At 65.9% G+C, this 25012-nt stretch carries 24 protein-coding genes; 5 read left to right on the forward strand and 19 right to left on the reverse strand.

The window, feature by feature from the left end; all coding sequences use genetic code 11:
- Positions 1-8 precede the first annotated feature (8 nt).
- Together ACEN9G_RS10485 and ACEN9G_RS10490 are read right to left on the reverse strand one after the other, a co-directional pair.
- A complete protein-coding gene (locus ACEN9G_RS10485) occupies positions 9-680 on the reverse strand; it encodes a haloacid dehalogenase type II (RefSeq protein WP_413346226.1) in 672 nt (223 codons plus the stop codon).
- Between the two features lie 203 nt (positions 681-883).
- Positions 884-2368 (reverse strand): aldehyde dehydrogenase family protein, encoded by a 1485-nt coding sequence (locus ACEN9G_RS10490; protein WP_483126630.1) that lies wholly within the window; start codon positions 2366-2368, stop codon positions 884-886.
- A 215-nt stretch (positions 2369-2583) separates the two neighbouring features.
- Between ACEN9G_RS10490 and ACEN9G_RS10495 the strand changes: the two genes are divergently transcribed.
- Complete coding sequence (locus ACEN9G_RS10495) at positions 2584-3447, forward strand: GNAT family N-acetyltransferase (RefSeq protein WP_413344653.1); 864 nt, start codon at positions 2584-2586, stop codon at positions 3445-3447.
- 15 nt (positions 3448-3462) lie between these two features.
- Positions 3463-4308: a GNAT family N-acetyltransferase gene (locus ACEN9G_RS10500; RefSeq protein WP_413344651.1), complete on the forward strand. Its 846-nt coding sequence runs from the start codon at positions 3463-3465 to the stop codon at positions 4306-4308.
- A gap of 4 nt (positions 4309-4312) precedes the next feature.
- On the opposite strand, the gene ACEN9G_RS10505 is transcribed toward ACEN9G_RS10500, so the two are convergent.
- Together ACEN9G_RS10505 and ACEN9G_RS10510 are read right to left on the reverse strand one after the other, a co-directional pair.
- Positions 4313-5254 carry a 2-hydroxyacid dehydrogenase gene (locus tag ACEN9G_RS10505; protein ID WP_483126631.1) on the reverse strand — a complete coding sequence of 314 codons (942 nt, stop codon included), beginning with the start codon at positions 5252-5254 and terminating at the stop codon, positions 4313-4315.
- A 7-nt stretch (positions 5255-5261) separates the two neighbouring features.
- Positions 5262-6836 (reverse strand): methyl-accepting chemotaxis protein, encoded by a 1575-nt coding sequence (locus tag ACEN9G_RS10510; RefSeq protein ID WP_483126632.1) that lies wholly within the window; start codon positions 6834-6836, stop codon positions 5262-5264.
- A gap of 185 nt (positions 6837-7021) precedes the next feature.
- Here ACEN9G_RS10510 and ACEN9G_RS10515 point away from each other — a divergent pair, with 185 nt between their 5' ends.
- A complete protein-coding gene (locus tag ACEN9G_RS10515; protein WP_413340548.1) occupies positions 7022-8407 on the forward strand; it encodes an aspartate aminotransferase family protein in 1386 nt (461 codons plus the stop codon).
- A gap of 92 nt (positions 8408-8499) precedes the next feature.
- Positions 8500-8997 (forward strand): Lrp/AsnC family transcriptional regulator, encoded by a 498-nt coding sequence (locus ACEN9G_RS10520; RefSeq protein ID WP_371759419.1) that lies wholly within the window; start codon positions 8500-8502, stop codon positions 8995-8997.
- Between the two features lie 25 nt (positions 8998-9022).
- On the opposite strand, the gene ACEN9G_RS10525 is transcribed toward ACEN9G_RS10520, so the two are convergent.
- The 5 genes from ACEN9G_RS10525 to ACEN9G_RS10545 all read right to left on the reverse strand — a co-directional run bounded on the left by ACEN9G_RS10525 (position 9023) and on the right by ACEN9G_RS10545 (position 16623).
- Entirely contained in the window at positions 9023-9919 is an 897-nt protein-coding gene (locus tag ACEN9G_RS10525) for a cell envelope integrity TolA family protein (RefSeq protein ID WP_413340546.1), read from the reverse strand.
- A gap of 165 nt (positions 9920-10084) precedes the next feature.
- Positions 10085-13201 carry an efflux RND transporter permease subunit gene (locus ACEN9G_RS10530; protein ID WP_413340544.1) on the reverse strand — a complete coding sequence of 1039 codons (3117 nt, stop codon included), beginning with the start codon at positions 13199-13201 and terminating at the stop codon, positions 10085-10087.
- Positions 13202-13206: 5 nt separating this feature from the next.
- Entirely contained in the window at positions 13207-14382 is a 1176-nt protein-coding gene (locus ACEN9G_RS10535; RefSeq protein WP_413340542.1) for an efflux RND transporter periplasmic adaptor subunit, read from the reverse strand.
- Between the two features lie 148 nt (positions 14383-14530).
- On the reverse strand, positions 14531-15898 hold the full coding sequence (locus ACEN9G_RS10540; protein WP_413340540.1) for an ATP-binding protein: 1368 nt from the start codon (positions 15896-15898) through the stop codon (positions 14531-14533).
- Entirely contained in the window at positions 15895-16623 is a 729-nt protein-coding gene (locus ACEN9G_RS10545; RefSeq protein WP_413340538.1) for a response regulator, read from the reverse strand. Before ACEN9G_RS10545 ends, ACEN9G_RS10540 begins: the two co-directional genes overlap by 4 nt.
- Positions 16624-16851: 228 nt before the next feature.
- On the opposite strand from ACEN9G_RS10545, the gene ACEN9G_RS10550 reads away from it, so the two are divergent.
- Positions 16852-17346, forward strand: a complete 495-nt coding sequence (locus ACEN9G_RS10550) for a Spy/CpxP family protein refolding chaperone (RefSeq protein WP_413340537.1) — start codon at positions 16852-16854, stop codon at positions 17344-17346.
- A gap of 107 nt (positions 17347-17453) precedes the next feature.
- On the opposite strand, the gene dsbD is transcribed toward ACEN9G_RS10550, so the two are convergent.
- From dsbD to rplO, 10 genes are all read right to left on the reverse strand, one after another.
- Entirely contained in the window at positions 17454-19292 is a 1839-nt protein-coding gene (gene dsbD, locus ACEN9G_RS10555) for a protein-disulfide reductase DsbD (protein WP_483126633.1), read from the reverse strand.
- Positions 19293-19403: 111 nt separating this feature from the next.
- Positions 19404-19799 (reverse strand): 50S ribosomal protein L17, encoded by a 396-nt coding sequence (gene rplQ / locus ACEN9G_RS10560; protein ID WP_413344803.1) that lies wholly within the window; start codon positions 19797-19799, stop codon positions 19404-19406.
- Between the two features lie 114 nt (positions 19800-19913).
- Positions 19914-20891 carry a DNA-directed RNA polymerase subunit alpha gene (locus tag ACEN9G_RS10565; RefSeq protein WP_056449152.1) on the reverse strand — a complete coding sequence of 326 codons (978 nt, stop codon included), beginning with the start codon at positions 20889-20891 and terminating at the stop codon, positions 19914-19916.
- Between the two features lie 241 nt (positions 20892-21132).
- Positions 21133-21756, reverse strand: coding sequence for a 30S ribosomal protein S4 (rpsD, locus tag ACEN9G_RS10570; RefSeq protein ID WP_036240371.1), 624 nt, complete (start codon positions 21754-21756; stop codon positions 21133-21135).
- 238 nt (positions 21757-21994) lie between these two features.
- Complete coding sequence (gene rpsK, locus ACEN9G_RS10575; RefSeq protein ID WP_036172227.1) at positions 21995-22399, reverse strand: 30S ribosomal protein S11; 405 nt, start codon at positions 22397-22399, stop codon at positions 21995-21997.
- A gap of 14 nt (positions 22400-22413) precedes the next feature.
- Entirely contained in the window at positions 22414-22779 is a 366-nt protein-coding gene (gene rpsM / locus ACEN9G_RS10580; protein ID WP_036240369.1) for a 30S ribosomal protein S13, read from the reverse strand.
- A gap of 15 nt (positions 22780-22794) precedes the next feature.
- The gene (gene rpmJ, locus ACEN9G_RS10585) at positions 22795-22908 is read right to left on the reverse strand and encodes a 50S ribosomal protein L36 (protein ID WP_005663407.1); all 114 of its coding nucleotides are present in this window, start codon (positions 22906-22908) and stop codon (positions 22795-22797) included.
- 37 nt (positions 22909-22945) lie between these two features.
- Positions 22946-23164 (reverse strand): translation initiation factor IF-1, encoded by a 219-nt coding sequence (gene infA, locus ACEN9G_RS10590; protein WP_005663428.1) that lies wholly within the window; start codon positions 23162-23164, stop codon positions 22946-22948.
- A 32-nt stretch (positions 23165-23196) separates the two neighbouring features.
- Positions 23197-24531 carry a preprotein translocase subunit SecY gene (gene secY / locus ACEN9G_RS10595; protein WP_413339836.1) on the reverse strand — a complete coding sequence of 445 codons (1335 nt, stop codon included), beginning with the start codon at positions 24529-24531 and terminating at the stop codon, positions 23197-23199.
- Positions 24532-24560: 29 nt separating this feature from the next.
- Positions 24561-24992 carry a 50S ribosomal protein L15 gene (rplO, locus tag ACEN9G_RS10600; protein ID WP_036240364.1) on the reverse strand — a complete coding sequence of 144 codons (432 nt, stop codon included), beginning with the start codon at positions 24990-24992 and terminating at the stop codon, positions 24561-24563.
- Between the last annotated feature and the right edge of the window lie 20 nt (positions 24993-25012).

The following is a 25012-nucleotide window of genomic DNA, read 5'->3' on the forward strand; positions in this document are numbered from 1 at the left end:
CATGCCGCTTACAGGCCGACCAGCGCCGGCAGGCCGCCCAGGTCCGTGATCTGGTGCGAACCCCACACCGGCCACGCCGGTTCGTGGCCGCGCGCCACGAAGACCTTGTTCTTGATGCCGACGTCGTCGGCCGACAGGTGGTCGTAGCGCATGCTCGACGACACGTGCAGGATGTCTTCGGGATTGCAGCCCAGCTGGTCGATCATGTATTCGAACGCGCGCAGGCGCGGCTTGTAGGCTTGCGCCTGCTGCGCCGTGTAGACGCGGTGGAACGGGGCGCCGAGCTTGTCGACGCTGGCCTGGATCTGGGCATCCATCGCGTTCGACAGGATCACCAGCTTGTACTCCTTGGCCAGGCGCGCCAGCGCGGCCGGCACGTCCGCGTGCGGGTTCCAGGTCGGCACCGCGCGGTAGAAGTTCAGGCCCTCGTTGTCGCGGTATTCGACGGCCCAGCGCTTGCAGGTGCGCTCGACCGAATTGCACAGCAGCTGGTCGTACGGGCGCCAGTCGCCCATCACTTCGTCCAGGCGGTAGCGCGCGAAGTCGGTGGTGAATTGCTGCATGTTCTCCGGGGCGACGCGGTCGGCGAACAGTTCGCGCGCCAACTCCGCCATCTGGAAGTTGATCAGCGTGCCGTAGCAGTCGAAGGAAATGTATTTGGGCCGCAGGTTGGTAGTCATGGTTCTGGTTCCTTAGATGATTGATGTTGGCGATTCGGGTCAGGAAGCGCGTTCGTAGGCGATTCGCGGTCACTGCAACGTCGTCTCCTGCATCCATTACACCATCGCCTCCCTGCACGAAAATCCCGTTTTAAGCCTGGCAAAACAGAACAAACCGTGGCATTTGCGGCGCCTTTCGGCACACTATGCGGCGCCGAAAAACGTCAGTCTTCCAGGGCGAAATCGACCAGCACGCTCTTGTGGCGCAGGTTCGCTTCGTACGCCTGGCGGCCGAGGTCCTTGCCGATGCCGGAGCGCTTGTAGCCGCCCGTCGGAATCACGAAATCGGCCGTGCGGCCATAGCGGTTGATCCATACCGTGCCGGCCTCGATGCCGCGCGCCAGGCGCAGGGCGCGGCCAATGTCTGCGGTATGCACCCCGGCGGCCAGGCCGTAGTCCGGGTGGTCGGCCAGCGCCAGCGCCTCCGCCTCGTCGTCGAACGCCTGCACCGTGATCACCGGTCCGAAGATTTCCGACTTCACGGCGTCCATCGCGGGATCGACGCCGGCCAGGATGGTCGGCTGGTAGTACGCGCCGTCGTTGCCGCAGTCGACCGGGCCGCCGCCGGCGACGAGCCGGCCGCCCGCGGCGATCGTGCGCCGCACGATGCCGTCGATGCGGTCCATCTCGCGGCGCGCGATGATGGGTCCCAGCGTGGCGTCGGGATCCCAGGTGGTCCCGGCCTTGAGTTCGGCGAAGACCGCGGCGAGGCGCTCGACGACGCGATCCGCCACCGCGCGCTCCACGATCAGGCGCGACCCGGCCACGCACACCTGGCCGGCATTCAGCGTGATGGCGCGTGCGACGGTGCGGACGGTGCGTTCGAGGTCGGGCGCGTCGGCGAACACCACTTGCGGGCTCTTGCCGCCCAATTCCAGCGTGACCGGCTTCGTGCCGCTTTCCGCGCACGCGGCCATGATGGCGGCGCCGCTGCGGGTCGATCCGGTAAACGTCACTTTCGCGATGCGCGGATGGCGGCACAAGGCGGCGCCGGCGCCCTGGCCGTCGCCCTGGACGATGTTGAAGATCCCCGCGGGCATGCCGGCCTCGATGGCCAGTTCGGCCAGGCGCAGCACGGAGAACGGCGTCATCTCGGAGGGCTTGAGGACCACCGCGTTGCCCGCCGCCAGCGCCGGCGCCACCTTCCAGGAGGCCATGACCAGCGGGAGGTTCCAGGGGGCGATGGCGGCGATCACGCCATAGGGTTCGGCGATGGTCATGCCGAGATGGTCGGTGCGGGTCGGCGCGATGTCGCCGCCGATCTTGTCGGCCCACTCGGCGAAGAAGCGGATGCCGTCCGCGGTGAACGGCACGTCCCAGGCGGCGGCATCCTTGAGCGGACGGGTCGAGCCGACCGCCTCCAATTGCGCCAGGGCCTGCGCGTCGGCGTCGATCAGGTCGGCCCAGCGGCGCAGCACGCGCGCGCGCTCGCGCGGCGCGCAGCGCGCCCAGTTGCTGGTCTTCCAGGCGCGCCACGCATCCTGTACCGCGCGGTCGACCAGGTCGGCGTCGGCCAGCGGCACGCCGGCGTACACCCGGCCATCGGACGGGCGCCTGACGTCCATCGCCTGCGCGCCGCCCGCCACATACTGCCCGCCGATGAAGTGGGCGCTGCGTACTGCCACCCGGTCGGGGTCGAAACGTTCCATCGTGTGTCCTTTCAGTGTTGCGTCATGTGCGACTCTGAAAAGATTGTAGGAGCGTTCCCCAAGCATTTTATGTCGTCCGGCCGGCCCGGAACGGCACAAGCTTTCGTATTGCAGCGGCAAATGGTGGATCGTTTCGAATTGCATTTACCCCGTCGCCGGACGGATTCGTGTGTGGCATGATGCGGCCGGATAGCCACTCGGCGAGGAGCAATCACATGAAAGATCGAAACCCAAAAAGCCAGGTGCGGTACCGCAGGATGACTGCCGCCGACCTGCCGGCGGCGCACAAGCTGTCGCTGTCCGTGTTATGGCCGCACCGCCTGGAAGACTGGCAGTTCATCCACGCACTCGGCGAAGGCATCGTCGCCGAAGACACGTCCGGCATCGTCGGCACCATCATGTGCTGGCTGCACGGCCCCGGCTACGCGTCGCTCGGCATGACCATCGTCGCACCCGGCCACCGGGACCGGGGAATCGCGAGCGCGCTGCTCGAGCGCATCCTGACGGAGATCGGCGACCGCACCATCCTGCTGCATACCACCGCGACCGGGGTGCGCTTCATCGAACACAAAGGTTTCGTCCAGACGGGCTGGGTGCACCAGCACCAGGGCAGCGTGTTCCGCGCCCCGTTCGTGCCGCTCGGCCCGGGCGAACGGATCCGGCCGGTCGGTCCGCGCGACGAGGCGGTGCTGGCCGACCTGGCCACGCGCTCGACCGGCGTGCCGCGCGCCACCGTGATCAAGCACCTGCTGACCGTGGCGGACGTCGTCGCCATCGACCGCTACGGCGAACTCGTCGCCTTCGCGGCGCTGCGCAAGTTCGGCCACGGCTATGTGATCGGCCCCGTCGTCGCGGCCGATGCCGGGCACGCGAAGGCGCTGATCGCCCATTGGGCCGGCACGCAGGCGGGTGCATTCGTCCGCGTCGACGCGCCGGACAGCAGCGGCCTCAGTCCCTGGCTCACCGAAATGGGCCTCGTCCAGGTCGAGGAATCGGTACACGCGATGATGCGCGGCGACCCGCCGCGGCCCGCGGGTCCCGTCAAGTGCTTCGCCCTGCTCAGCCAGTCGCTCGGCTGACCGGAAGGACAGATCATGACAACGACATATACCGCCATCACCTGCCGCCCGATGCGCGAGGATGACCTGCCCGCGGCGCTCGCGCTGTCGCAAGCCGTGCGCTGGCCGCATCGTCCCGAGGACTGGCAGTTCGCCCTGCGCCTGGGCACCGGCTTCGTGGCCGAGGAAGACGGCACCGTGGCCGGCACCGCGCTGTGCTGGCATCAGGGCCCACACCACGGTTCGCTGGGGCTGATCATCGTGGCCCCGGCCCACCAGGGCAAGGGCATCGGCCGCCGGCTGATGCACCTGGTGCTCGACCAGCTCGGCGACCGCTGCACGGTGCTCAACGCCACCGTGGCCGGGCAGCCACTGTACGAAAGCCTGGGCTTCCAGGCCATCGGCACGCTCCACCAGCACCAGGGCATATTTGCCCCGCCGGCGGCATCGGCGGGACCGCGTGCGCGGCCGGCCACCGCCGCCGACATCCCCGCCATCGTCGCACTGGCGAACCGCGGCACCGGGATGGTGCGCGACGAGTTGCTGAAACAGCTGATCGGCGTGGCCGACGGCGCCGTGCTGGAGCAGGATGGCGCCGTGACCGGTTTTTCGCTGATACGGCCGTTCGGCCGCGGCCACGTGATCGGGCCGGTGGTCGCGGCCGACGCCGCGTGCGCGCAGGCGCTGATCGCGACGTGGGGCGATGCCTACGCCGGCGCCTTCGTGCGCCTGGACGTGACGGGGTCGAGCGGCCTGGGCGAATGGCTGGCGCAGGCCGGGCTGGCCGAGGTGGACACCGCGGTGACGATGGCCCGCCATGGCGTGCCGCCGCGAGACGCTACGGTCCGGCAGTTCGCCATCGTCAGCCAGGCGCTCTGCTGACCGGTCAATAACCGCTGGTCCGGTCGATGACGCCGTCGACCGGCAGTCCGCGCTCGATCCGGGCGATCCTGGCCGCGATCTGGCGCGCGCTTTCCCGGCACAGCGTCAGCGCGGCCACGTGCGGCGTGATCTCGATGCGCGGATGCCGCCAGAACGGGTGATCGGGCGGCAGCGGCTCCTCGCGGAACACGTCCAGCGTGGCCTGGGCCAGCTGTCCACTGTCGAGCGCGCGCAGCAGGTCTTCCTCGACCAGGTGGGCGCCTCGTCCGATGTTGATCAACTGCGCGCCCGGCGCCAGCCGCGCGAACAGCGTCCGGTCGAGTATGTCCGCCGTGTGCGGCGTCAACGGGAGCAGGTTCACCAGCACGTCCAGGCCATCGAGAAAGTCCGGCAACGCGTCCGGCCCGGCAAAACAGGCGACCTGGCCGACCGCGCGCGGCCCGCGGCTCCAGCCGCGCACCGCGAATCCCAGCTGGGCCAATGCGCCGGCCACGGGCGTGCCGAGCGCGCCCAGGCCCATGACTCCGACCGCGTGCGTAGCTGCGTCGCGTCCGGGCAGGGGTTGCCAGCGCCGGGCCCGCTGGAGCGCGGCGTACTCGGGGAAGCGGCGCGCGTGGCGCAGCACGGCGGCCAGCACGTACCGCACCATTTGCGGTGCCATGCCGGCATCGTCCAGCTTGATCAGGGGCACGTGGGGCGGCAACAGGTCCGACTGCGCCGCCAGCAGCGCGAGCACGGCATCCACGCCCGCGCCGAGGTTGAACACGGCCTTCAGCCGCGCGCGTCCGGCGAGCGCCTCCATGGGCGGATTCCAGACCAGCGCATAGTCGGCGGCGGCACGGTCGCCCGGCCGCCATGGGCGCACGCGGGCCGCCGGCAGCACGGCGGCAAGTTCGTCGATCCAGGACGCGGCGTCGCCATCCGGCAGGCATACGAGGATATCCATGTGCGCCTCACGCAAGACGCGCGTTGCCGGCCGCCGGTTGCCGGTCGAGCTGGAAGACGGCCACCAGTTCGCCCAGCGCGCCGGCCTGGTCGCGCAACGAGGCCGCGGCACCGGCGGCATCGTCGACCAGCAGCGCGTTGCGCTGCGTGACCTCGTCGAGATGGCCGATCGCCGCGCTGATCCGGTCGATGCCCGCGCTCTGCCGCTGGCTGGCGGCGGCGATGTCGCCCACGATGTGCGCGACCCGATCGACGCTGTCCACGATGTCCCGCATCGTCTGGCCGGCCTGGCGCACCAGCGCGGTGCCGGCGCCGATCTGGCCCACCGACGCGTCGATCAGCGCCTTGATTTCCCGGGCCGCGCCGGCGGAGCGCTGCGCCAGGCTGCGCACCTCTCCCGCGACCACGGCGAAGCCGCGCCCCTGTTCGCCGGCGCGCGCCGCCTCCACCGCCGCATTCAACGCCAGGATGTTGGTCTGGAAGGCGATGCCGTCGATGACGCCGATGATGTCGACGATCCGGTTCGCCGACGCGTTGATCGACTCCATCCTGTCGACCACGCCGGTCACGACCGCGCCGCCCCGTTGCGCGGTCGCGGCGGCCGAGGCCACCAGCCGGTCGGCGTCGCGCGCGCTGTCGGCGTTCTGCTTCACGGCCCGGGCCACCTGGTCCATCGATGCCGCCGTCTGCCGCAGGGCGTTGGCCTGCTCCTCGATCTGGCCGCGCAAATCCGCGCTGCCGCCGGCGACCTGGGTCGACGCGGCGCCGATCGTCACCGCCGTGGCGTCGATCCGGCCGATGGTCCGGGTCAGGCTGCGCTGCATGGAATCCATCGCGGCCAGAAGGCTGCGCCGGTCGTCCGCGCGCAGGGCGACCGCGCCGCTCAAGTCCCCTGCCGCGATACGGCGCACGATGGCGGCGGCGTACGCCGGCTCGCCGCCGAGATCGCGATAGATGTGGCGGATCAGGTAGCCGCCGAACAGCGCGGCGGCAAGCGTGCCCAGTGCAATGGCCGCTGCCGCGCCGTTGCGCAATACCGTGTAGCGCGCGGCTGCCCGCTCGTACTCGCGCCGTGCCGCGTCCACCTGCAGCCGGCGCAAGCCGTGCATGTCCTCCGCGACCTCGCCCGCCATCGGGCGCATGTGCTCCTGCGCGGCCTTGGCCGCTTCCACATCGCCGCTCCGCAGCGCGGCCATGGCCGGCCGCAGCCCCTCGTCCCGCATCCGCGTCCAGGCGGCGCCGAAGCGGTCGGCCAGGCGCCGCTCCTCTCGCAGGACGGCGGCGGGCAGGCAGGCGCGCCAGGCCTCGTCGATCTCGGCGGCGTTGCGCTCGATGCGCGCCGATTCGGCCTTGATGTCGGCCATCGGGTCGTTGATGGCCTGCGCCAGCGACAGGCGGTTTTGCAGCAGCAGCGCGTCGATGCGCGAGATCCGCTCCAGCATCAGTGCGCGGTTCTCGTACACCTCCTTGAGGCCCTGGTTGGCCAGCTGCATGCCATGCAGGCCGAGCACGCCGATGCCGGCCGCGAGGACCGACAGGAAGGCGATCACGATGCCGAGGCGGGTCTTGATGGTGAGGGTCAAGGCAATCTCCTGGTGGGCTACGGGCTGCGTCGGGCAGGCAGTATCGCACCGGGTGCGCAGCAGGAAATTCCGAATCCTTCGCAATTACGCAATGCCCGCCATGTTTTCCACCGTGCCGGCGGCAGCTATCGCTGCGCGCCCGTGGCTACCATGTCGCTGTCTTCCCCTTTCATCTGGAGCCCTTCATGCCTACCCATTCCCTCGTCGCGCTGGACCGCGACCACCTGATCCACCCGCTCGTGAATTACCAGGCCCATGAGCAAAGAGGGGTCACGATCCTCGAATCGGGCCACGGCGCCTACCTGCGCGACGCGCAGGGCACGGAACTGCTGGACGCGTTTTCCGGCCTGTGGTGCGTCAACGTCGGTTATGGCCAGGAGAGCGTGGTCCGGGCCGCCGCCGAGCAGATGCGCAAGCTGCCTTATGCGACCGGCTATTTCCATTTCGGTTCCGAACCCGCCATCCGCCTTGCCTCACGCCTGGTGGAACTGGCGCCGGCCTCGCTGCGCCACGTGTATTTCACGCTGGGCGGCTCGGACGCGGACGATTCCGCCATCCGCTTCGTCACGCACTACTACAACTCGACCGGCCGTCCGACCAAGAAGCAGTTCATCTCGCTCGAGCGCGGCTACCATGGCTCGTCCACGATGGGCGCGGGCCTGACCGCGCTGGCCGTGTTCCACCACAATTTCGACCTGCCCCTGCCCCAGCAGCACAAGATTCCCTCGCCCTACCCGTACCGCAATCCGGCCGGTTCCGATCCGGACACCATCATCCGCACGTCGGTCGAGGCGCTGCGCGCCAAGGTCCGCGAGCTGGGCCAGGACAATGTAGCGGCGTTCTTCTGCGAACCGATCCAGGGCTCCGGCGGCGTGCTCGTGCCGCCCAGGGGCTGGCTCAAGGCGATGCGCGACGCCTGCCGCGAACTGGACATCCTGTTCGTCGTCGACGAAGTCATCACGGGCTTCGGCCGAACGGGCCCGATGTTCGCGTGCGAGGAGGAAGGCGTGGAGCCGGACCTGATGGTCGTGGCCAAGGGTCTCACGGCAGGCTATGCGCCGATGGGCGCCGTGCTGATGTCCGACGCGGTGTACCGCGGCATCGCCGACCACATGCCGGCCGGCGTACCGGTGGGCCATGGCCATACGTATTCCGCCCACCCGGTGAGCGCCGCGGTCGGCCTCGAAGTGCTGCGCCTGTACACCGAAGGCGGGCTGCTGGCCAACGGCCAGGCCCAGGCACCGCGCTTCGAACAGGGCCTGCGCGACCTGCTCTCGCACCCGCTCGTCGGCGACGCGCGCAGCCGCGGGCTGCTCGGCGCGCTCGAACTGGTCGCCGACAAGGCCGACAAGACCCGCTTCGACCCCGCGCTGAAGCTGCACGAACGCATCGCCGTCGCGGCCTACCGCAACCGCCTCGTGTTCCGCGCCTTCGGCGACAACGTGCTCGGCTTCGCCCCGGCCCTGTGCTATACGGCGGATGACTTCGACCTGATGTTCGAGCGCCTGACCCGGACCCTCGACGAGGTGCTCGACCAGGCCGACGTGCGCCGCGCGCTCAAGACAATTTGATGTGGCCTCAGGGAAAAATCATCATATGCATTACAGAGACGCTGATAGTATGATGATTAGCATCAACGGCGAGACAGAAATGGCAGGCCACGATGATCCCTGATACCCTCAAGCTGGACCGGATCGACATCCGCATCCTCAGCCACCTGCAGCGTAACGGCCGGGTCACGAATGTCGACCTGGCCGATGCCGTGGGCCTGTCTCCCAGCCCGTGCCTGATCCGCGTGAAGCGCCTGGAGAAGGCGGGCTACATCAACGGCTACGGGGCCCATCTGCAGCTCGAGAAACTCGGCGACATGCAGGTGGTCTTCACGCAGGTCACCCTGTCGGACCACCGCCGCGAGGACTTCGCCAAGTTCGAGGCCGCCATCCGTAGCATCGACGAGATCGTCGAATGCCATCTGGTCAGCGGCGGCTTCGACTACCTGCTCAAGTTCGTCACCCGCAGCGTCGCCCACTACCACAGCATCGCCGAGGACGTGCTCCGGCAGAGCATCAACATCGAGAAATACTTCAGCTACATCGTGATCCAGTCGCCCTTCGTCAAGCACCACTATCCGATCGAGAAGCTGTTCTCCTCGCACGAGTGACGATGCCTGGGCCGGCAGCCCCGGCCTAGCGCGGCGGTTTGTATTCCGGGAACATTTCCTTGTACAGGAAGGCCATCAGTTCGTCCGTATCCTGCGGCCGGGCCGACAGCGTGACGACGCGGTTCAGGCGGTGCGAATCCCACTCGAAGTCGCCGGTCTTTTCCTTGCGGATCAGCTCGATCATCTTCTTGACGATGGCCGTCTCGATGTCCGGGTCGCTGCCGCGCTCGACCGTCACCGCCGTCAGCCAGCGGCGCTTGAAATTCGGGTTCCAGCCGCGGAATTTCAGGTCCGCCCGGCTGAACGTCTTGTTGGAGATGCTGAACACGCCGCCCGTCTCGTTCGGATCCTGGCCGCCGCGGCCGTTGATGGCGGCGATGTTCGCGAGCGCGTTGCGTGTGCCGCGCGCGGCTTCGCTTTCCTCGGCCTGGTCCGTCTGCGCCGGGGCGCCGCGGCGCTTGCGCTGGGCCTCGATATAGGCCTGCATGTCGACTTCCTGCGGCGGCGTCTTCGTCTCTTCCTTCGGCGGCTGCGGCTTTTCCTCCACCGTTTTGACCTCCGGCACGGTGATCGTGTTCGGCAGGCGCGGCATCGTGATGCGCGGCGGCGTGAACTTCGGCGCGGCCGCTGCCTTGGCGGTGTGCTTCGGTGCCTGCTCGGCCGGCTTGGCGGCGGGCTTGTTCTGCTTCAGCGGCGGCAGCCACACGACGGCTTCGCCGGCTTTCGGCGGCGCGTGCCTTTCGACTTTCGGCTGGAACAGCCAGACGGCCACGAGCAGCAGGTGCAGCCCGATCGTGATCGCGATGCCGGTCCGGTTCGGGCCCTTCTGCCCATAGATGACCACTTTCCGTCCGGGCAGCGGCTGGCCGCAATGTGCGCAGACATCGCTGTCTTCCAGCGGGATATGGGAATGGTCACGCAAGATAATGAACGCCTCCGGTCGGAGGACAAATAAATGATATTGACGAGGCGCAGTCTAACCCGTTTGGATTAGCCGCGCACGCGCTGTTAAGGATCTGTAATGAGAGTACAAGCTGGGTAGCTTAATGGTTGTTACAGTGTGTATCAACCTTGCCCAGCAGAATCGTCACGCCACCTTCGTCAATACCGGCTTCCGCCCCTGCTCCACATCCACGAGCTGCGTATCCGTCATCGGGCCGCTGCCGCTGTACTTGTCGAGGTACAAATAAATCACCGGGGTGATGTACAGCGTGATGACTTGCGAGAAGATCAGGCCGCCGCACACCGCGAGACCCAGCGGCTGGCGCAGCTCGGCGCCGGCACCGAGGCCCAGCGCGATCGGCAGCGCGCCCATCAGCGCGGCCAGCGTCGTCATCAAGATCGGGCGGAAGCGCAGGATGCACGCCTCGCGGATCGCCTGCTCCGGCGCCATGCCCCGGTTGCGCTGGGCGTCGAGGGCGAAGTCGATCATCATGATCGCGTTCTTTTTCACGATGCCGATCAGCATCAGGATGCCGATGATGGCGATCATCGTCAGGTCCAGGCCGAACAGGCGCAAGGTCAGCAGCGCGCCCACCGCGGCGGACGGCAGGCCGGCCAGGATCGTGATCGGGTGGATGAAACTCTCGTACAGCACGCCCAGCAGCACGTAGATGACGCCGACCGCGGCGACGATCAGGATCAGCTGGCTCGACTGGGAATCCTGGAACACGGCCGCGTCGCCGCCGTATTTCGTGATGATCGACGCGGGCAGCTTCATGTCGCGGCCCATCTGCTCGATGGCGGCCGTGGCGTCGCCGAGCGGCGCGTCCGGCGCGAGGTTGAACGACAGCGTGATCGCCTGCAACTGGCCCTGGTGGTTGACGGCGATGGGGCCGACCGTGCGTTTCACCGTCGCCACGCTGGAGAGCTGCACCAGCTGGCCCGTCTTGCTGCGCACGGACAGGCGCGACAGCGCGTCCTCGAACTGGCGGTCCTCGTTGGCCGTTTCCAGGATCACGTAGTAGCTGGCCGCGCTGGAATAAATCGTCGAGACCTGGCGCTCGCCGAACGCCGCGTACAGCGCTGTGCGGATATCGCCCAGCTGCACGCCCAGCAGGTTCGCCTTGTCGCGGTCGATGTCGAGCTTGGCCTGCAAGCCCTTTTCCTGCGTATCGCTCGTCACGTCACGGAACAGCGGGTTGTTGCGCATGCGTTCCTGGTACTCGTTGGCCCACTGGCCGATGTCCGCCCCGGACACGCTCTGCAGCGTGTACTGGTAGCGGCTCTTGCTCTGGCGGCCGCCCAGCTGCAGGTTCTGCACGGGTGCCATGTAGACGTTGACGCCGGCGATCCCGCGCAGCGACTTGCGCAGGCGGTCGACGACTTGCGGCATCTTGTCGCGCTGGTTGCGGGGTTTCAGCACGATGAACATGCGGCCGTTGTTGCCGCCGCCGGTGAACGACGTGACGTCCTGCACGGCCGGATCGGCCTGGATGACTTCCGCCACCTTCGTCTGCAGCACGACGAGCGCGGACGACGAAATGTCCTCGGCTGCCTCGGTCGTCACGCGCAACTGGCCGATGTCTTCCTCGGGGAAGAAGCCTTTCGGGATGGTCGTGTACAGCACGACGGTCAGCGCGAACGTGCCGAACGCGACGATCAATACGACGAAGCGGTGCTTCAGCGCCACGTCGAGCGTCTTCTCGTAGGCATTGCGCAGCGCCGTGAAGCCGCGCTCGAAATGGCGGCCGATGAAGGTTTTCTCTTCCGTGTGGTCGTGGCCATGTGCCGGGAGCAGGCGCGATGCCAGCATCGGCACGAGGGTCAGCGACACGGCGGCCGACACGAGGATCGCGAGGCCAACGATGACGGCGAATTCGTGGAACAGCAGGCCGATCACGCCCGGCATGAAGAAGATCGGGATGAACACGGCGATCAGCGACACCGAGATCGACACGATGGTAAAGCCCATCTCGGCCGAGCCGTCGAGCGCGGCGCGCAGCGGCTTCTTGCCCATCTCGATGTGACGCACGATGTTTTCCAGCACGACGATCGCATCGTCGACGACGAGGCCGACGGCCAGCGTGATGCCCAGTAGAGAAATATTGTCGAGGCTGTAGCCGAGCCAGAACAGCAGCGCCAGCGCGCCCAGCAGCGAGATCGGCATCGTGATCGCGGGGATGAACGTGGCCGACGCGCGGTGCAGGAACAGGAAGATCACGAGCACGACGAGGCCCACCGTCAGCGCCAGCGTGAAGTTCACGTCGTGGATCGCCTCGCGGATCGATCTGGAGCGGTCGTTGACGAGGTTGATCTTGATGGACGCCGGCAGCTGCGACTGGAAGCGCGGCAGCAGGCGGCGCACGCCGTCGACCACTTCGACCGTGTTCGCGTTCGGCTGGCGCTGCACGAGCAGCACGATGGCGCGCTCGCCATTGTAGGCGCCGAAGGCCCGGGTCGACTGGTAGCTGTCCTCGACGGTGGCCACGTCGCGCAGGCGCACCGGCAGGCCGTCGCGCGTGGCGACGATCAGGTTTTCGAAGTCGGCCGCCTTCATCATCTGGGCGGGGCCCTGGATGGTCATGGTCTGCTGCGGGCCGTCGAGGATGCCCAGCGCCGAATTCGAGTTGGCCGAGCGCAGCGCCGTCGCCAGCTCGTCCATCGTGATGTTGCGGGCATTCATGAGATCGGTCTTCGCGCGCACGCGCACGGCGAAGCGCTTGCCGCCGTTGACGGACACCTGCGCCACGCCCGGCAACGTCGAGATCGCGGGCGACACGAGGTTTTCCGCGTAGTCGTTCAGCTCGGACAAGTTCATCGACGGCGACGTCATCGTCATGAACAGCACGGGCGCATCGGCCGGATTGACCTTGCGGTACGACGGCAACGTCGTCATTTCCTGCGGCAGCTGGCGCTGGGCTGCAAGAAGTGCGGCCTGGACGTCGACGGCGGCCGCGTTGACGTCGATCGACGGGTCGAATTCCAGGGTGAGCGACGTGCTGCCCTGCGTGCTCGTCGACGTGATCAGGTTGATGCCGGCGATGGTCGAGAACTGCTTTTCGAGCGGCAGCGCGACGGACGACGCCATCGTCTCGGGACTGGCGCCATCCAGGTTGGCGTTGACGTTGATGACGGGCGTGTTATAGCTGGGCAGCGCCGCGACGGGGATGTGCGAATACGCCAGGATGCCCACGAGGATCAGGCTGATCGACAGCAGCACGACCATCACGGGCCGGCGGATGCACAGTTCGGACAGGTTCATCGTGTTCAGCCCTTGTCGGCGACGTGGACGTCTTTGCCCTTGCCTTTACCCATGTCGGACGCCAGGCGGACCTTGGCGCCCGGGCGCACGTTCTGCTTGCCGTCGGTAATGACCTGCTCGCTGCCGGCGAGACCGCTGACGGCCGCATCGACGCCCGCCCCGTACACGCGGCGCACGGGCACGAGGCGGGCCGAGTGGTCCTTCTCGAGCACGTAGACGAACGTGCCCTGGGCATTGGTGATGATGGCGTTCTGCGGGATCACGACGGCATCCTTCAAGGTCTGCACGATGACCTTCGTGCTCACGTACTGGCCGGGCCACAGCGTGGTCTCGCGGTTGTCGAACTCGGCCTTCACCTTGATCGTGCCGGCTTGCGGGTCGACCGTGTTGTCGACGAAGCTCAGCAGGCCCTTCACCGGTGCCAGGTCGGCGCCCGGCAGCGCCTCGACCTCGACCTTGCCCCGCTTCTGCGCCGCCAGCAGCGACGGCAGGCTGGATTCCGGCAACGTGAACGCGACGGTGATCGGGTCGAGCTGGGTGATCGTCGTGAGCGACGTCGCCGGCTGCACGAGGCTGCCCGGATAGACGTTGATGCCGCCCACGCGGCCGGACATCGGCGCGCGGATCGCGGTGTAGCTCGTCGTGACGCTGCTCGCGCGCGCGGCGGCGCTGTCGGCCTGCAGGGTGGCGCGGGCCTGGTCGACCTGGGCACGCAGCGTGTCGACGGCGCTCTGGGCGATGAAGTGCTGCGCGAACAGGTCCTGGCTGCGCTTGTATTGCCGCTCGAGGTCGGCCAGCGACGCGCGGTCGCGCGCGACCTGGGCCTGGGCCTTGTCGAGGTTGGCGCGGTCTTCGCGGTCGTCGAGCGAGAACATCAGCTCGCCCTGTTTGACGAACTGGCCTTCCTTGATGTGGACTTGCCGGATGGTCGCGGTCGTCTGCGGGTGCAGGTCGACGGCGCGGACCGGCGTCACGGTGCCGTTGGCCTGCTGCACGACGGCGACGTCCTGGCGGTGCGGCGCCACGACGTTGACGACGGCCGGCGGCTGCGCCCCTTTACCCTTGCCGCCCGGGGCGGCGGCCCCGTCGGCATGCGCATCGGAACCGCGGTTCACGGCCCACGTGCCGGCGCCGACGGCAATGACAATGCCGGCGACGATCGCGATATTCTTGGTCTTCATTCCACTCCCTGTGCCGCCTGTCCGCGGTCTTTCTCTTTGTGTATTTATGCGATGAGGGTGACGCCGGCCGCAAGACCGAGTCTCCGCCGGAGATTGTCCCACACGGGTGTAACAGTAATGTTTCTGCCCGTGCGATTTTTCAGCGTGCTTATTTGCCGGGATAAAACTCCGGCAACATCAGGGTCGCTTCGAGCCCGCCTTCCGGATGATTGGCGAGGTTGATGCTGCCGCCGTGCTGCTCGGCGATGTTGCGGGCGATGGTGAGCCCGAGGCCCGTGCCGCCCGATTCGCGCGAGCGCGACGTCTCCACCCGGTAGAACGGGTCGAACACGCGGGCCAGCTCGGCGCCCGGGATGCCGGGGCCGGCATCGCGGATGCGGATGCGCGCCGCGCCGTTGATGCGGTCGACGCTGACCCTGGCCGCGTGGCCGTACTTGACGGCGTTGTCGATCAGGTTCACCAGGCAGCGGCGCAGGTCCATCGGCCGGCCCAGCAGCGCCATGCCGGCGTGGCCCGTCAAGGTCACGCGCTGGCAGCTCTCGGCCGCGTCGGCGACGACGGAGTCCAGCAACGAGTCGAGGTCCAGCATCTGCATGGCCTCGTTCGTGTCCATGCTGCGCGCCAGGTCGAGGCCTTCGCGCACCATTGCCTGCATCGCGGACAGGTCGCCGATCAGGCGCTCCTGCAGTTCCGGCTCGTTGACCTTTTCCAGGCGCAGGCGCATGCGCGTGAGCGGCGTCTGCAGGTCGTGCGTGATGGCGGCCAGCATCTGCGTTCGCTGGAAGATGTACTGGCGGATGCGCGCCTGCATCGCGTTGAAGGCGGCGCTGGCCTGGCGGATCTCGTCGGCGCCCGTGAGGTCGAGCGGCGGGTGGTTGATGTCGTTGCCGAGGTCTTTCGCGGCCTGCGCCAGCTGCTTCAGCGGCCGAGTCGTCATGCGCGCCACGAGGTAGGCGAGGAAGGCCACGCTGACGAGGAACATCGAGATCGTCCACGTGTAGTCGGTGCGTTGCGGCGACGTGGCCGAGCGCGGCGGCAGCACGGACAGCACGAGGTCGTCGCCGTCGCGCAGGCGTACGGCGATGCTCTCGCACGTGCCGCGCCACTTCATGCGCAGCAGGCCGAACACGACGGGCTGTTCGCGCGCCGTCGAGCACGCGGCGGGACGCGCGGCCAGCGACCGCATCACATACCCTTTGCCCATGCGGGCGGCGAGCGCCTGGGTGAATTCGGAGTTGGTCGGGGCAAGCGCCGCCGGATGGGTGTCGACGTCGGCGAGCTGCATGCCGGGACGGTTGGCCACGTCGAGGTAGGCCTTGCGTGCGGACTCGGGGACGATCTCGGTGGCCATGATGAGCTGTTCGGCCCGGTCGAGGTTGTGCAGGTCGCGGAACTCGTCGATGACGCGCGCGCGTTCGGCGTCGGCCAGCAGCTGGGTCAGCGCGGCCGTGAGCACGATGCCCAGCAGCAGGGTAGCAAACACGCGGCCCGTCATCGAGCCGAGGAAAGCTCTCACGCGCTCGGCTCCACCGTGACCTGGCCGGCCAGCACGTAGCCGCCGTTGCGGACGGTCTTGATGATCTGCGGCATGCGCGCATCCTCGCCCAGCTTCTGGCGCAGGCGGCTGATCTGGATGTCGATCGAGCGGTCGAACGGATCGGCGTCGCGGCCCTGCGTGAGGTTCAGCAACTGGTCGCGGTTCAGCACGCGGTTCGGGTGCTCCAGGAAAACGCGCAGCAGGCGGAACTCGGCGCCCGACAGCATGATGACGACACCTTGCGGATTGACGAGATGGCGCGCGGTGAGGTCGAGCGTCCAGCCCGAGAATTTCATCTGCTGCACGTTCTCGACCTGCGAGTTCGGCGGCATCGCGTGGCTGCGGCGCAGCACGCTGCGGATGCGCGCCAGCAGTTCACGCGGCTCGAAGGGCTTCGGCAGGTAGTCGTCCGCGCCCATTTCGAGGCCGAGGATGCGGTCCAGAGGCTCGCTGCGGGCAGTGAGCATGATGACGGGCATGGTCGAATGCGCGCGCAGCTTGCGGCACAGCGTGAGCCCGTCGTCGCCCGGCAGGTTCAGGTCGAGCACGATCAGGTCCGGACGCGACTCGTCCAGGAGTTTCCACATGGCGGTGCCGTCGGCCGCGGCAAGCGCGCGGTAGCCGTTCGCTTCGAGGTAATCGGCCAGCAGCGAGCGGATATCGCGGTCGTCGTCGACGATCAGGATGGTAGATGGATTGTCCATATCGCCATTATCGCGAGTTGTTCGAACCCTGAACAGTCACTTTGTATCGGCTTGTATATGGATCTTCCAGGGAAACAAATTGATACAAAGAACGAGAGACGGGAAACGCTGCGCTTACATCTTGCGCCCATGATGGGAACCGTGCGAAGACGACGCGATGCACGCAGATCGGAGCATGAAGACAACGTTTGGCGGTTTGCCAACTTTAACCCTACTAGGAAACCTGAGATGAAAACCTATCGCAAACACCTCCTCGCCGCCCTGTCCGCGCTGACCCTCGGCGCTGCCGCACTGGGCGCCCATGCACAGACGACGGACCAGGCCGCACCGCAGGCCCGCCACGGCATGCAGCACCAGAAGCTGACGCCGGAACAGCGCGCGCAATTCCGCGCCAAGCGGATCGCGAAGCTGCACGACCAGCTGAAGATCACGCCGGCCCAGGAAAACGCCTGGAATGCGTTCGTGGCGTCGATGCAGCCGCCTGCACGCCAGCCCCACGACCGGGCCGCTTGGGCCAACCTGACGGCGTCGGAACGCATGGCGAAGATGATCGAGCGGCAGAAGCTGCGCACGGCCGCCCTCGAACAACGCCAGGCGTCGCTGAGCACCTTCTACTCGGTCCTGAGCGCGGACCAGAAGAAGACGTTCGATGAGAAGGCGGCACGCTTCGGACACCGTGGCCATGGTGGCTGGCAGCATCGCGGCCACACCGCACAAGGCTGAATACCCACCCTCGCTCCCGCGAAGGCGGGAGCCCAGGTTTCTCGACCAAGCCACGAACCCGGGCCCCTGCCTTCGCAGGGGCGACGTGGCTTTGTACAGCGTGAGGATTACTGCAGCTTGCCCAGCGAACCCAGGAACTTGTTCGCATCCTGATAGCCGATCACCCGGCTATCAGGAATCTCTTTCCCCTGCTTGTCGAACAGGATGATGCCCGGCGGCCCGAACAGTCCGAAGCGCTTGAGCAGCGCCCGGTCATCCGCATCGTTGGCCGTCACGTCGACCTGCAGCAGCACCGTGTTCGCCAGCCGCGCCTTGACGGCCGGATCGACGAACGTCAGCTTTTCCATTTCCTTGCACGACACGCACCAGTCGGCGTAAAAATCCAGCATCGCGGTGCGGCCACCGGTGGCGGCCAGCGCGGCGTCGAGCTGGTCGACGGTCTTGATGCGCGTGAACGCGAGCGGCAGCGCGGGCGCGCCGCCCGTGAAGCGGGCCAGCGGCGCGAGCGGGTCGCGCGCACCGCTGGCCACGCCGACGAGCTGCGTGGCGCCCAGCACGACGCTGGCGGCGCCGAGCGCGAGACCGGCCCAATGCCCGCGCAGGCCGCGCAGCAGGTAGAAACCATAGCCCAGCAGCAGCGCAGCCCACAGGACCATCTGCACGATGCCCGGCAGGACGGGCGCGGCCATCCACAAGGCCATCGCCAGCATCAGGACACCAAAGAAACGCTTCACGGATTCCATCCACAGCCCGGCGCGCGGCAGCAGCGAGCCGGCGGACACCCCCACGAGCAGCAGCGGAATGCTCATCCCGACCGCCATCGCGAACAGCGCGGCGCCGCCGATGACGACGTCGCGCGTCTGGCTGATGTACACGAGCGCACCCGCGAGCGGCGCCGCCACGCACGGGCCGACGATCAATGCGGAGATCGCCCCCATCACGAACACGCCGGCCAGCTTGCCGGACGACTGACGGCCAGAGGCACTGGTCAGCCGCGTCTGTAGCGCGGCGGGAACCTGCAACTGGTAGACGTCGAACATCGACAACGCCATCACGACGATCAGCAGCGCGAAGCCGCCCAGTACCCAGGGATTCTGCAGCGCCGCCGCCAGCCCTTCGCCGAGCAGGCCGGCCGCCACGCCCAGCGCCGTGTAGACGATCGCCATCCCGAACGAGTACGCGAGCGACAGCACGAAGCCGCGCGTGCGGTGCACCTGTTTGCCTTCACCCACGATGATCGACGACAGGATCGGCACCATCGGCAGCACGCACGGCGTGAACGCGAGGCCCAGTCCCAGCAGGATGAACGCGGGGACGATGGCCAGCAGGCGGCCGCCCTGCAGCAGCGAGGCGATGCCGGAGAGTTCGGACGGTGCCGCCGGTTTCACGGGCGCGACGGGCGCCGGTGCGGGTGCGGGTGGCGTATCGACCTGCGGCGCGGGTTGTCCCGGGAAGTTGAACCCGCCGCCCTGCCCCGGCGCGACGCTCATCTGCGGCGCGCTGCCGCCGGCACCCGGCGTGAGCTGGACCGACGCATCCTGCGGCGGATAGCACAGGCCCTTGTCCGCGCAACCCTGGCCGGTGGCGGTCAGCGTGAACGGCCCGGTGGCGTCGACCGGGATGCGGATCTCGACGCCGTTGTGATAGGTCTCGACGTTCTTCTGGAACGTGTCGTCGTACTTGATCTTGCCCGGTGGGATGGCCGGCTCGCCGAGCTTCGCGCCGCTTGCCGTGAAGCGGAAGCGCTCGCGGTACATGTAGTAGCCATCGGCGATCGCGTAATTGACGACGATCGTGTGCGCGTCCGCCATTTGCGCGGAGAACTTGAATGCCTGCTCAGGCGGCAGGAAGTCGTCGTCGGCGTGGGCGGAAGAGACGAAGGCGAGACAGGCCAGCAGCCAGGCGGCCAGCAGTCGCGTGATCGACAGGGAAAAAGATCGGGACATGGTCGGAATATTGGTTCAACGCATCAGCATGGTACACCGGGTCCGCGTCGTCCGCTGCGGGCAAAAAAAAACCAGGCCGGAGCCTGGTTTTTCATGTTGCCTGAACCGCGATTACTCGGCGGTCGGCGCGTCTTCAGCCGAGGTGACTTCCGGACGGTCGACCAGCTCGACGAAAGCCATCGGGGCGTTGTCGCCAACGCGGAAGCCCATCTTCAGGATGCGGATGTAGCCGCCCGGACGCGCGTTGTAGCGCGGGCCGATTTCAGCGAACAGCTTCTGGACGATTTCGCGGTCACGCAGACGGGCGAATGCCAGGCGCTTGTTGGCCAGGGTGTCGTTCTTGCCCAGGGTGATGATCGGCTCGACGACTTTGCGCAGTTCCTTGGCTTTCGGAACGGTGGTCTTGATCGCTTCGTGACGCAGCAGCGAAACGGTCATGTTGCGCAGCATGGCGAGGCGGTGGGACGAGGTACGGTTCAGCTTGCGAAGGCCGTGACGGTGACGCATGGTAATTCCTTTCGAGTTAAGTTTAAATCCGAGCTCTTCGATCGCCGCTGTGTGCGACGCGGGCCGGTTGGCGACAAAACGCCCGGGACACCTGCCCCGGGCGGGTACTACGAATTACTTTTCCAGACCTGCGGGCGGCCAGTTTTCCAGCTTCATGCCCAGGGTCAGACCACGGGAAGCCAGGACTTCCTTGATCTCGTTCAGCGACTTGCGGCCCAGGTTCGGCGTCTTCAGCAGTTCGTTTTCCGAACGCTGGATCAGGTCGCCGATGTAGTAGATGTTCTCGGCCTTCAGGCAGTTTGCCGAACGGACGGTCAGCTCCAGGTCGTCCACCGGACGCAGCAGGATCGGATCGACCAGCGGTGCACGCGACGGTGCTTCCGCGGCGGCTTCGGTGCCTTCCAGGGCAGCGAACACGTTCAGCTGGTCGACCAGGACGCGGGCCGACTGGCGGATCGCTTCTTCCGGCGTGATGACGCCATTGGTCTCGATGTTGATGATCAGCTTGTCGAGGTCGGTACGCTGTTCGACGCGGGCCGATTCCACGGCATACGACACGCGGCGGACCGGCGAGAACGATGCGTCCAGGATGATGCGGCCGATGGTCTTGTTCGTGTCTTCCGACAGGCGGCGCACGTTACCCGGCACGTAGCCGCGGCCTTTTTCGACCTTGATCTGCATGTCCAGCTTGCCGCCGGCGGTCAGATGGGCGATCACGTGGTCCGGGTTGATCAGTTCCACGTCATGCGGCAAGTCGATGTCCGATGCCAGGACCGGGCCTTCGCCTTCCTTCTTCAGGGTGAGCGTCACGGAGTCGCGGTTGTGCACCTTGAACACGACGCCTTTCAGGTTCAGCAGCAGGTCGACGACGTCTTCCTGCACACCGTCCAGCGACGAGTACTCGTGCACGACGCCGGCGATCGTCACTTCGGTCGGCGCGTAGCCGATCATCGACGACAGCAGCACCCGGCGCAGCGCGTTACCCAGCGTGTGGCCATAACCACGTTCGAACGGTTCCATCACGACTTTCGCGTGGCCGGCGCCGAGCGTTTCGACATCGATAATACGTGGCTTCAACAAACTATTTTGCATGAGTGTCCTCTTCAATACCCTCGGCTCGTTACACCGATAAGGCTGATGGCATCAGTAGTGGAAACGCCTGCTTCTGGGAGCAGGCGGTAAGGCGAATTCGGTGTTGCCGTCGTGTCCGGCACTGCCGGACACGACTTCCCGCGGAAGCGGGAACCCATACACAGTCGGCTTTAGCCAGCTCAGCATGGATCCCCGCTTTCGCGGGGACGACTTCGGCGCGGGATGACCGCGCCAAAGTCGATTAACGCGAGTACAGTTCGACGATCAGCGCTTCGTTGACGTCGGCAGCGATCTCGTTACGCTCCGGATAGGCGCGGAAGGTTGCTTCCATTTTCTTGGCATCGACCGACACCCAGCTCGGGAAACCAACCTGCTCGGCCAGCGACAGCGCTTCGACGATACGGGTCTGCTTCTTGGCCTTTTCGCGGACGGCGATGACGTCGCCGGTCTTGACCTGGTACGAAGCGATGTTCACGACGTTGCCGTTCACGGTCAGCGCTTTGTGGCTGACCAGCTGACGTGCTTCGGCGCGGGTCGAGCCGAAGCCCATGCGGTAGACGACGTTGTCCAGACGCGATTCCAGCAGCTTCAGCAGGGTCTCACCGGTGTTGCCCTTGCGGCGCGACGCTTCGGCGAAGTAGCGGCGGAACTGACGCTCCAGCACACCGTAGATACGCTTGACCTTCTGCTTTTCACGCAGCTGGTTGCCGTAGTCCGACGTACGCTGGCCCGACTTGACGCCGTGCTGGCCCGGTTTGACGTCCAGTTTGCACTTGGAGTCGAGCGAGCGGCGTGCGCTCTTCAGGAACAGGTCGGTGCCTTCACGGCGCGACAGTTTTGCTTTAGGTCCGATATAACGTGCCACGTTAAACTTCCTTTGTTTGAATGATCACGCCCCGGATGCGGCTTGAGCCACAACAGGCGCTAGTCCAGTTCTTCGATGAGACCGGACGTGGCTTACAAAAACCTCATGACCAGGACGGCCCGAGGCGACAATAGCCGGGCAGTATAACCCATTTCCGGGTTAACTGCGCCGGCGATTCTTTACACCACGGCGTGTGGCGCATCAATGCTGCGGCGGGCGGCGAACCGCCCGGGCAACATTAGATACGACGACGCTTCGGCGGACGGCAGCCGTTGTGCGGAACCGGCGTCACGTCCTGGATCTCGGTGATCTTGATACCCAGGTTGTTCAGCGCGCGCACAGCCGACTCACGGCCCGGGCCCGGGCCCTTGATGCGGACTTCCAGGTTCTTCACGCCGTATTCCTGAGCAACCTTGCCAGCTGCTTCAGCTGCGACCTGAGCCGCAAACGGGGTCGATTTACGCGAACCCTTGAAACCTGCGCCGCCGGACGTCGCCCACGACAGGGCATTGCCCTGACGATCGGTGATCGTGATGATGGTGTTGTTGAACGATGCGTGGACGTGTGCGATGCCTTCGGCGACGTTCTTTTTGACTTTCTTGCGGATGCGGGCTGCAGCCGCCGAGCTTTGTTGCTTAGCCATGGTCAGTTCCTAGATTATTTCTTGAGCGATTGAGCTGCCTTGCGCGGGCCCTTGCGGGTACGTGCATTGGTACGGGTGCGTTGACCGCGGACCGGCAGGCCCTTGCGGTGACGCATGCCACGGTAGCAGCCCAGGTCCATCAGACGCTTGATGCTCATGGACAGCTCACGGCGCAGGTCGCCCTCGACCACGAACTTGCCGACTGCATCACGCAGCTTTTCCAGCTCGTTGTCGTCCAGGTCCTTGACCTTCTTGTTGGTCGCAACGCCGGTCGATTCGCAGATCTGCTTCGAGCGGGTACGGCCGATACCATAGATCGCCGTCAGGCCGATGACGGTGTGCTGGTGATTGGGGACGTTGACCCCTGCAATACGTGCCATTCGATATTCCTCGTATTAACCTTGACGCTGCTTGTGACGCGGCTCGACGCAGATCACACGGACCACGCCCTTGCGCTTGATGATCTTGCAGTTGCGGCAGATCCGCTTGACTGAAGCGTTAACTTTCATTTTGCACTCTCTTCCAGATTCGATAACTTGATTAGTTTTACTTGGTGCGGAACACGATGCGGGCCCGGGACAAGTCGTAAGGGGTCAGCTCCACCGTTACCTTGTCACCCGGAAGAATGCGGATGTAATTCATCCGCATTTTACCCGAGATATGTCCAAGCACCACGTGCCCGTTTTCCAGCTTCACGCGAAAGGTCGCGTTCGGGAGGTTCTCCAGAATCTCCCCTTGCATTTGGATGACGTCGTCTTTTGCCATTCGGTCTATTCACTCCTGGGGGCGCCAGCCGCTCAACGCGACGGGATACCGCCCTTGAAATTAGCCTTGCGCAGCAGCGATTCATATTGCTGCGACATGACGTAGTTCTGCACCTGCGCCATGAAATCCATCGTGACGACCACGATGATCAGGAGCGAGGTTCCGCCAAAGTAGAAAGGTACTTTCCACTGGCTCTGGAAGAACTCCGGCACCAGGCACACCAGCGTGATATAGACTGCACCGGCCAGGGTCAGGCGCATCAGGATCTTGTCGATGTAGCGTGCGGTCTGCTCGCCCGGACGGATGCCCGGTACAAACGCGCCGCTCTTCTTCAAGTTGTCCGCCGTTTCCTTGCTGTTGAATACCAGCGCCGTGTAGAAGAAGCAGAAGAACACGATGGCCACCGCATACAGCAACGCGTGGATCGGTTCGCCCGGGCTCAGCGAGGCAGCGAGGTCTTTCAGGAACCCGACGACGGGGCTGTTGACATCTTTGCCGCGCGTGAACCAGTCGACGATCGTGGCCGGGAACAGGATGATCGACGAAGCGAAGATCGGCGGGATCACCCCAGCCATGTTCAGCTTCAGCGGCAGGTGGCTGGTTTGGCCACCATAGATCTTGTTACCGACCTGGCGTTTCGCGTAATTCACCAGGATCTTGCGCTGGCCGCGTTCGACGAACACGACAGCGTAAGTCACCAGGGCTACCAGAATCACGATGACGATCGCGGAGAAGCTACCGATCGAACCGTTCGACACCAGGGTGAACAAGCCACTCAGTGCGCCCGGCAGACCAGCTGCGATACCGGCAAAAATGATGATCGAGATACCGTTGCCAAGACCACGTTCGGTGATCTGCTCGCCCAGCCACATGAGGAACATGGTGCCGGTCAGCAGGGTCACGACGGTTACGAGGCGGAAGCCCATGCCCGGATCGAGCACGAGGCCTTGCTGCGCCTCGAGCGCGACGGCGATACCGAACGCCTGGAACAGAGCCAGCACGACCGTGAAATAACGGGTGTACTGGGTGATCTTGCGGCGGCCGGCCTCGCCCTCCTTCTTCAGTGCCTCCATCTGCGGCGAGACGATCGACACCAGCTGCATGATGATCGAAGCCGAAATGTACGGCGTGATGCCAAGTGCGAACACGGCAAAACGAGACAAGGCACCACCCGAGAACATGTTGAACATGCCGAGAATGCCGCCCTCGTTCTGCTTGAACAGCTGGGCCATGGCGACCGGATCAATCCCGGGGACCGGGATATGAGCTCCGATACGGTACACGACCAATGCGCCAAGCAAGAACCACAACCGGCCCCAGGGGAAACCGGATGCAGCGCTTTTACCAAGTTGTGAATTAGTCGCCAATTTTTGCTCCGATCAGGCAGCGGTCGCGTTTAGGCGACCGAGCCGCCAGCTGCTTCGATCGCTGCTTTCGCGCCAGCGGTTGCCTTGATGCCTTTCAGGTTCACCGCTTTGGTGATTTCGCCCGACAGGATCACGCGCACGTCGCGAGCAACGACCGGCAGCACGCCGGCTTGCTTGAGCACCAGAACGTCGACGTCGGCAACGGCCAGGTTGTTCAGGTCCGACAGACGCACTTCAGCCTTGAACGTAGCGTTCAGCGACTTGAAGCCACGCTTCGGCAGACGGCGCTGCAGAGGCATCTGACCGCCTTCGAAGCCGACTTTGTGGAAGCCGCCCGAACGCGATTTCTGACCCTTGTGGCCGCGGCCGGCGGTCTTGCCCAGGCCCGAGCCGATACCGCGACCGACGCGGCGCTTGGCGTGTTTCGCGCCTTCAGCGGGTTGGATGGTATTGAGTTGCATTATTTTCTCCGTTGACCAAG

Source organism: Massilia sp. Masssp94 (assembly GCF_059491305.1).

Coding starts and splice junctions, on each gene's coding strand:
- ACEN9G_RS10485 (WP_413346226.1), bottom strand. CDS start 680: ATGACTACCAACCTGCGGCCCAAATACATTTCCTTCGACTGCTACGGC.
- ACEN9G_RS10490 (WP_483126630.1), bottom strand. CDS start 2,368: ATGGAACGTTTCGACCCCGACCGGGTGGCAGTACGCAGCGCCCACTTC.
- ACEN9G_RS10495 (WP_413344653.1), top strand. CDS start 2,584: ATGAAAGATCGAAACCCAAAAAGCCAGGTGCGGTACCGCAGGATGACT.
- ACEN9G_RS10500 (WP_413344651.1), top strand. CDS start 3,463: ATGACAACGACATATACCGCCATCACCTGCCGCCCGATGCGCGAGGAT.
- ACEN9G_RS10505 (WP_483126631.1), bottom strand. CDS start 5,254: ATGGATATCCTCGTATGCCTGCCGGATGGCGACGCCGCGTCCTGGATC.
- ACEN9G_RS10515 (WP_413340548.1), top strand. CDS start 7,022: ATGCCTACCCATTCCCTCGTCGCGCTGGACCGCGACCACCTGATCCAC.
- ACEN9G_RS10520 (WP_371759419.1), top strand. CDS start 8,500: ATGATCCCTGATACCCTCAAGCTGGACCGGATCGACATCCGCATCCTC.
- ACEN9G_RS10530 (WP_413340544.1), bottom strand. CDS start 13,201: ATGAACCTGTCCGAACTGTGCATCCGCCGGCCCGTGATGGTCGTGCTG.
- ACEN9G_RS10535 (WP_413340542.1), bottom strand. CDS start 14,382: ATGAAGACCAAGAATATCGCGATCGTCGCCGGCATTGTCATTGCCGTC.
- ACEN9G_RS10545 (WP_413340538.1), bottom strand. CDS start 16,623: ATGGACAATCCATCTACCATCCTGATCGTCGACGACGACCGCGATATC.
- ACEN9G_RS10550 (WP_413340537.1), top strand. CDS start 16,852: ATGAAAACCTATCGCAAACACCTCCTCGCCGCCCTGTCCGCGCTGACC.
- dsbD (WP_483126633.1), bottom strand. CDS start 19,292: ATGTCCCGATCTTTTTCCCTGTCGATCACGCGACTGCTGGCCGCCTGG.
- rplQ (WP_413344803.1), bottom strand. CDS start 19,799: ATGCGTCACCGTCACGGCCTTCGCAAGCTGAACCGTACCTCGTCCCAC.
- ACEN9G_RS10565 (WP_056449152.1), bottom strand. CDS start 20,891: ATGCAAAATAGTTTGTTGAAGCCACGTATTATCGATGTCGAAACGCTC.
- rpsK (WP_036172227.1), bottom strand. CDS start 22,399: ATGGCTAAGCAACAAAGCTCGGCGGCTGCAGCCCGCATCCGCAAGAAA.
- rpsM (WP_036240369.1), bottom strand. CDS start 22,779: ATGGCACGTATTGCAGGGGTCAACGTCCCCAATCACCAGCACACCGTC.
- rpmJ (WP_005663407.1), bottom strand. CDS start 22,908: ATGAAAGTTAACGCTTCAGTCAAGCGGATCTGCCGCAACTGCAAGATC.
- infA (WP_005663428.1), bottom strand. CDS start 23,164: ATGGCAAAAGACGACGTCATCCAAATGCAAGGGGAGATTCTGGAGAAC.
- rplO (WP_036240364.1), bottom strand. CDS start 24,992: ATGCAACTCAATACCATCCAACCCGCTGAAGGCGCGAAACACGCCAAG.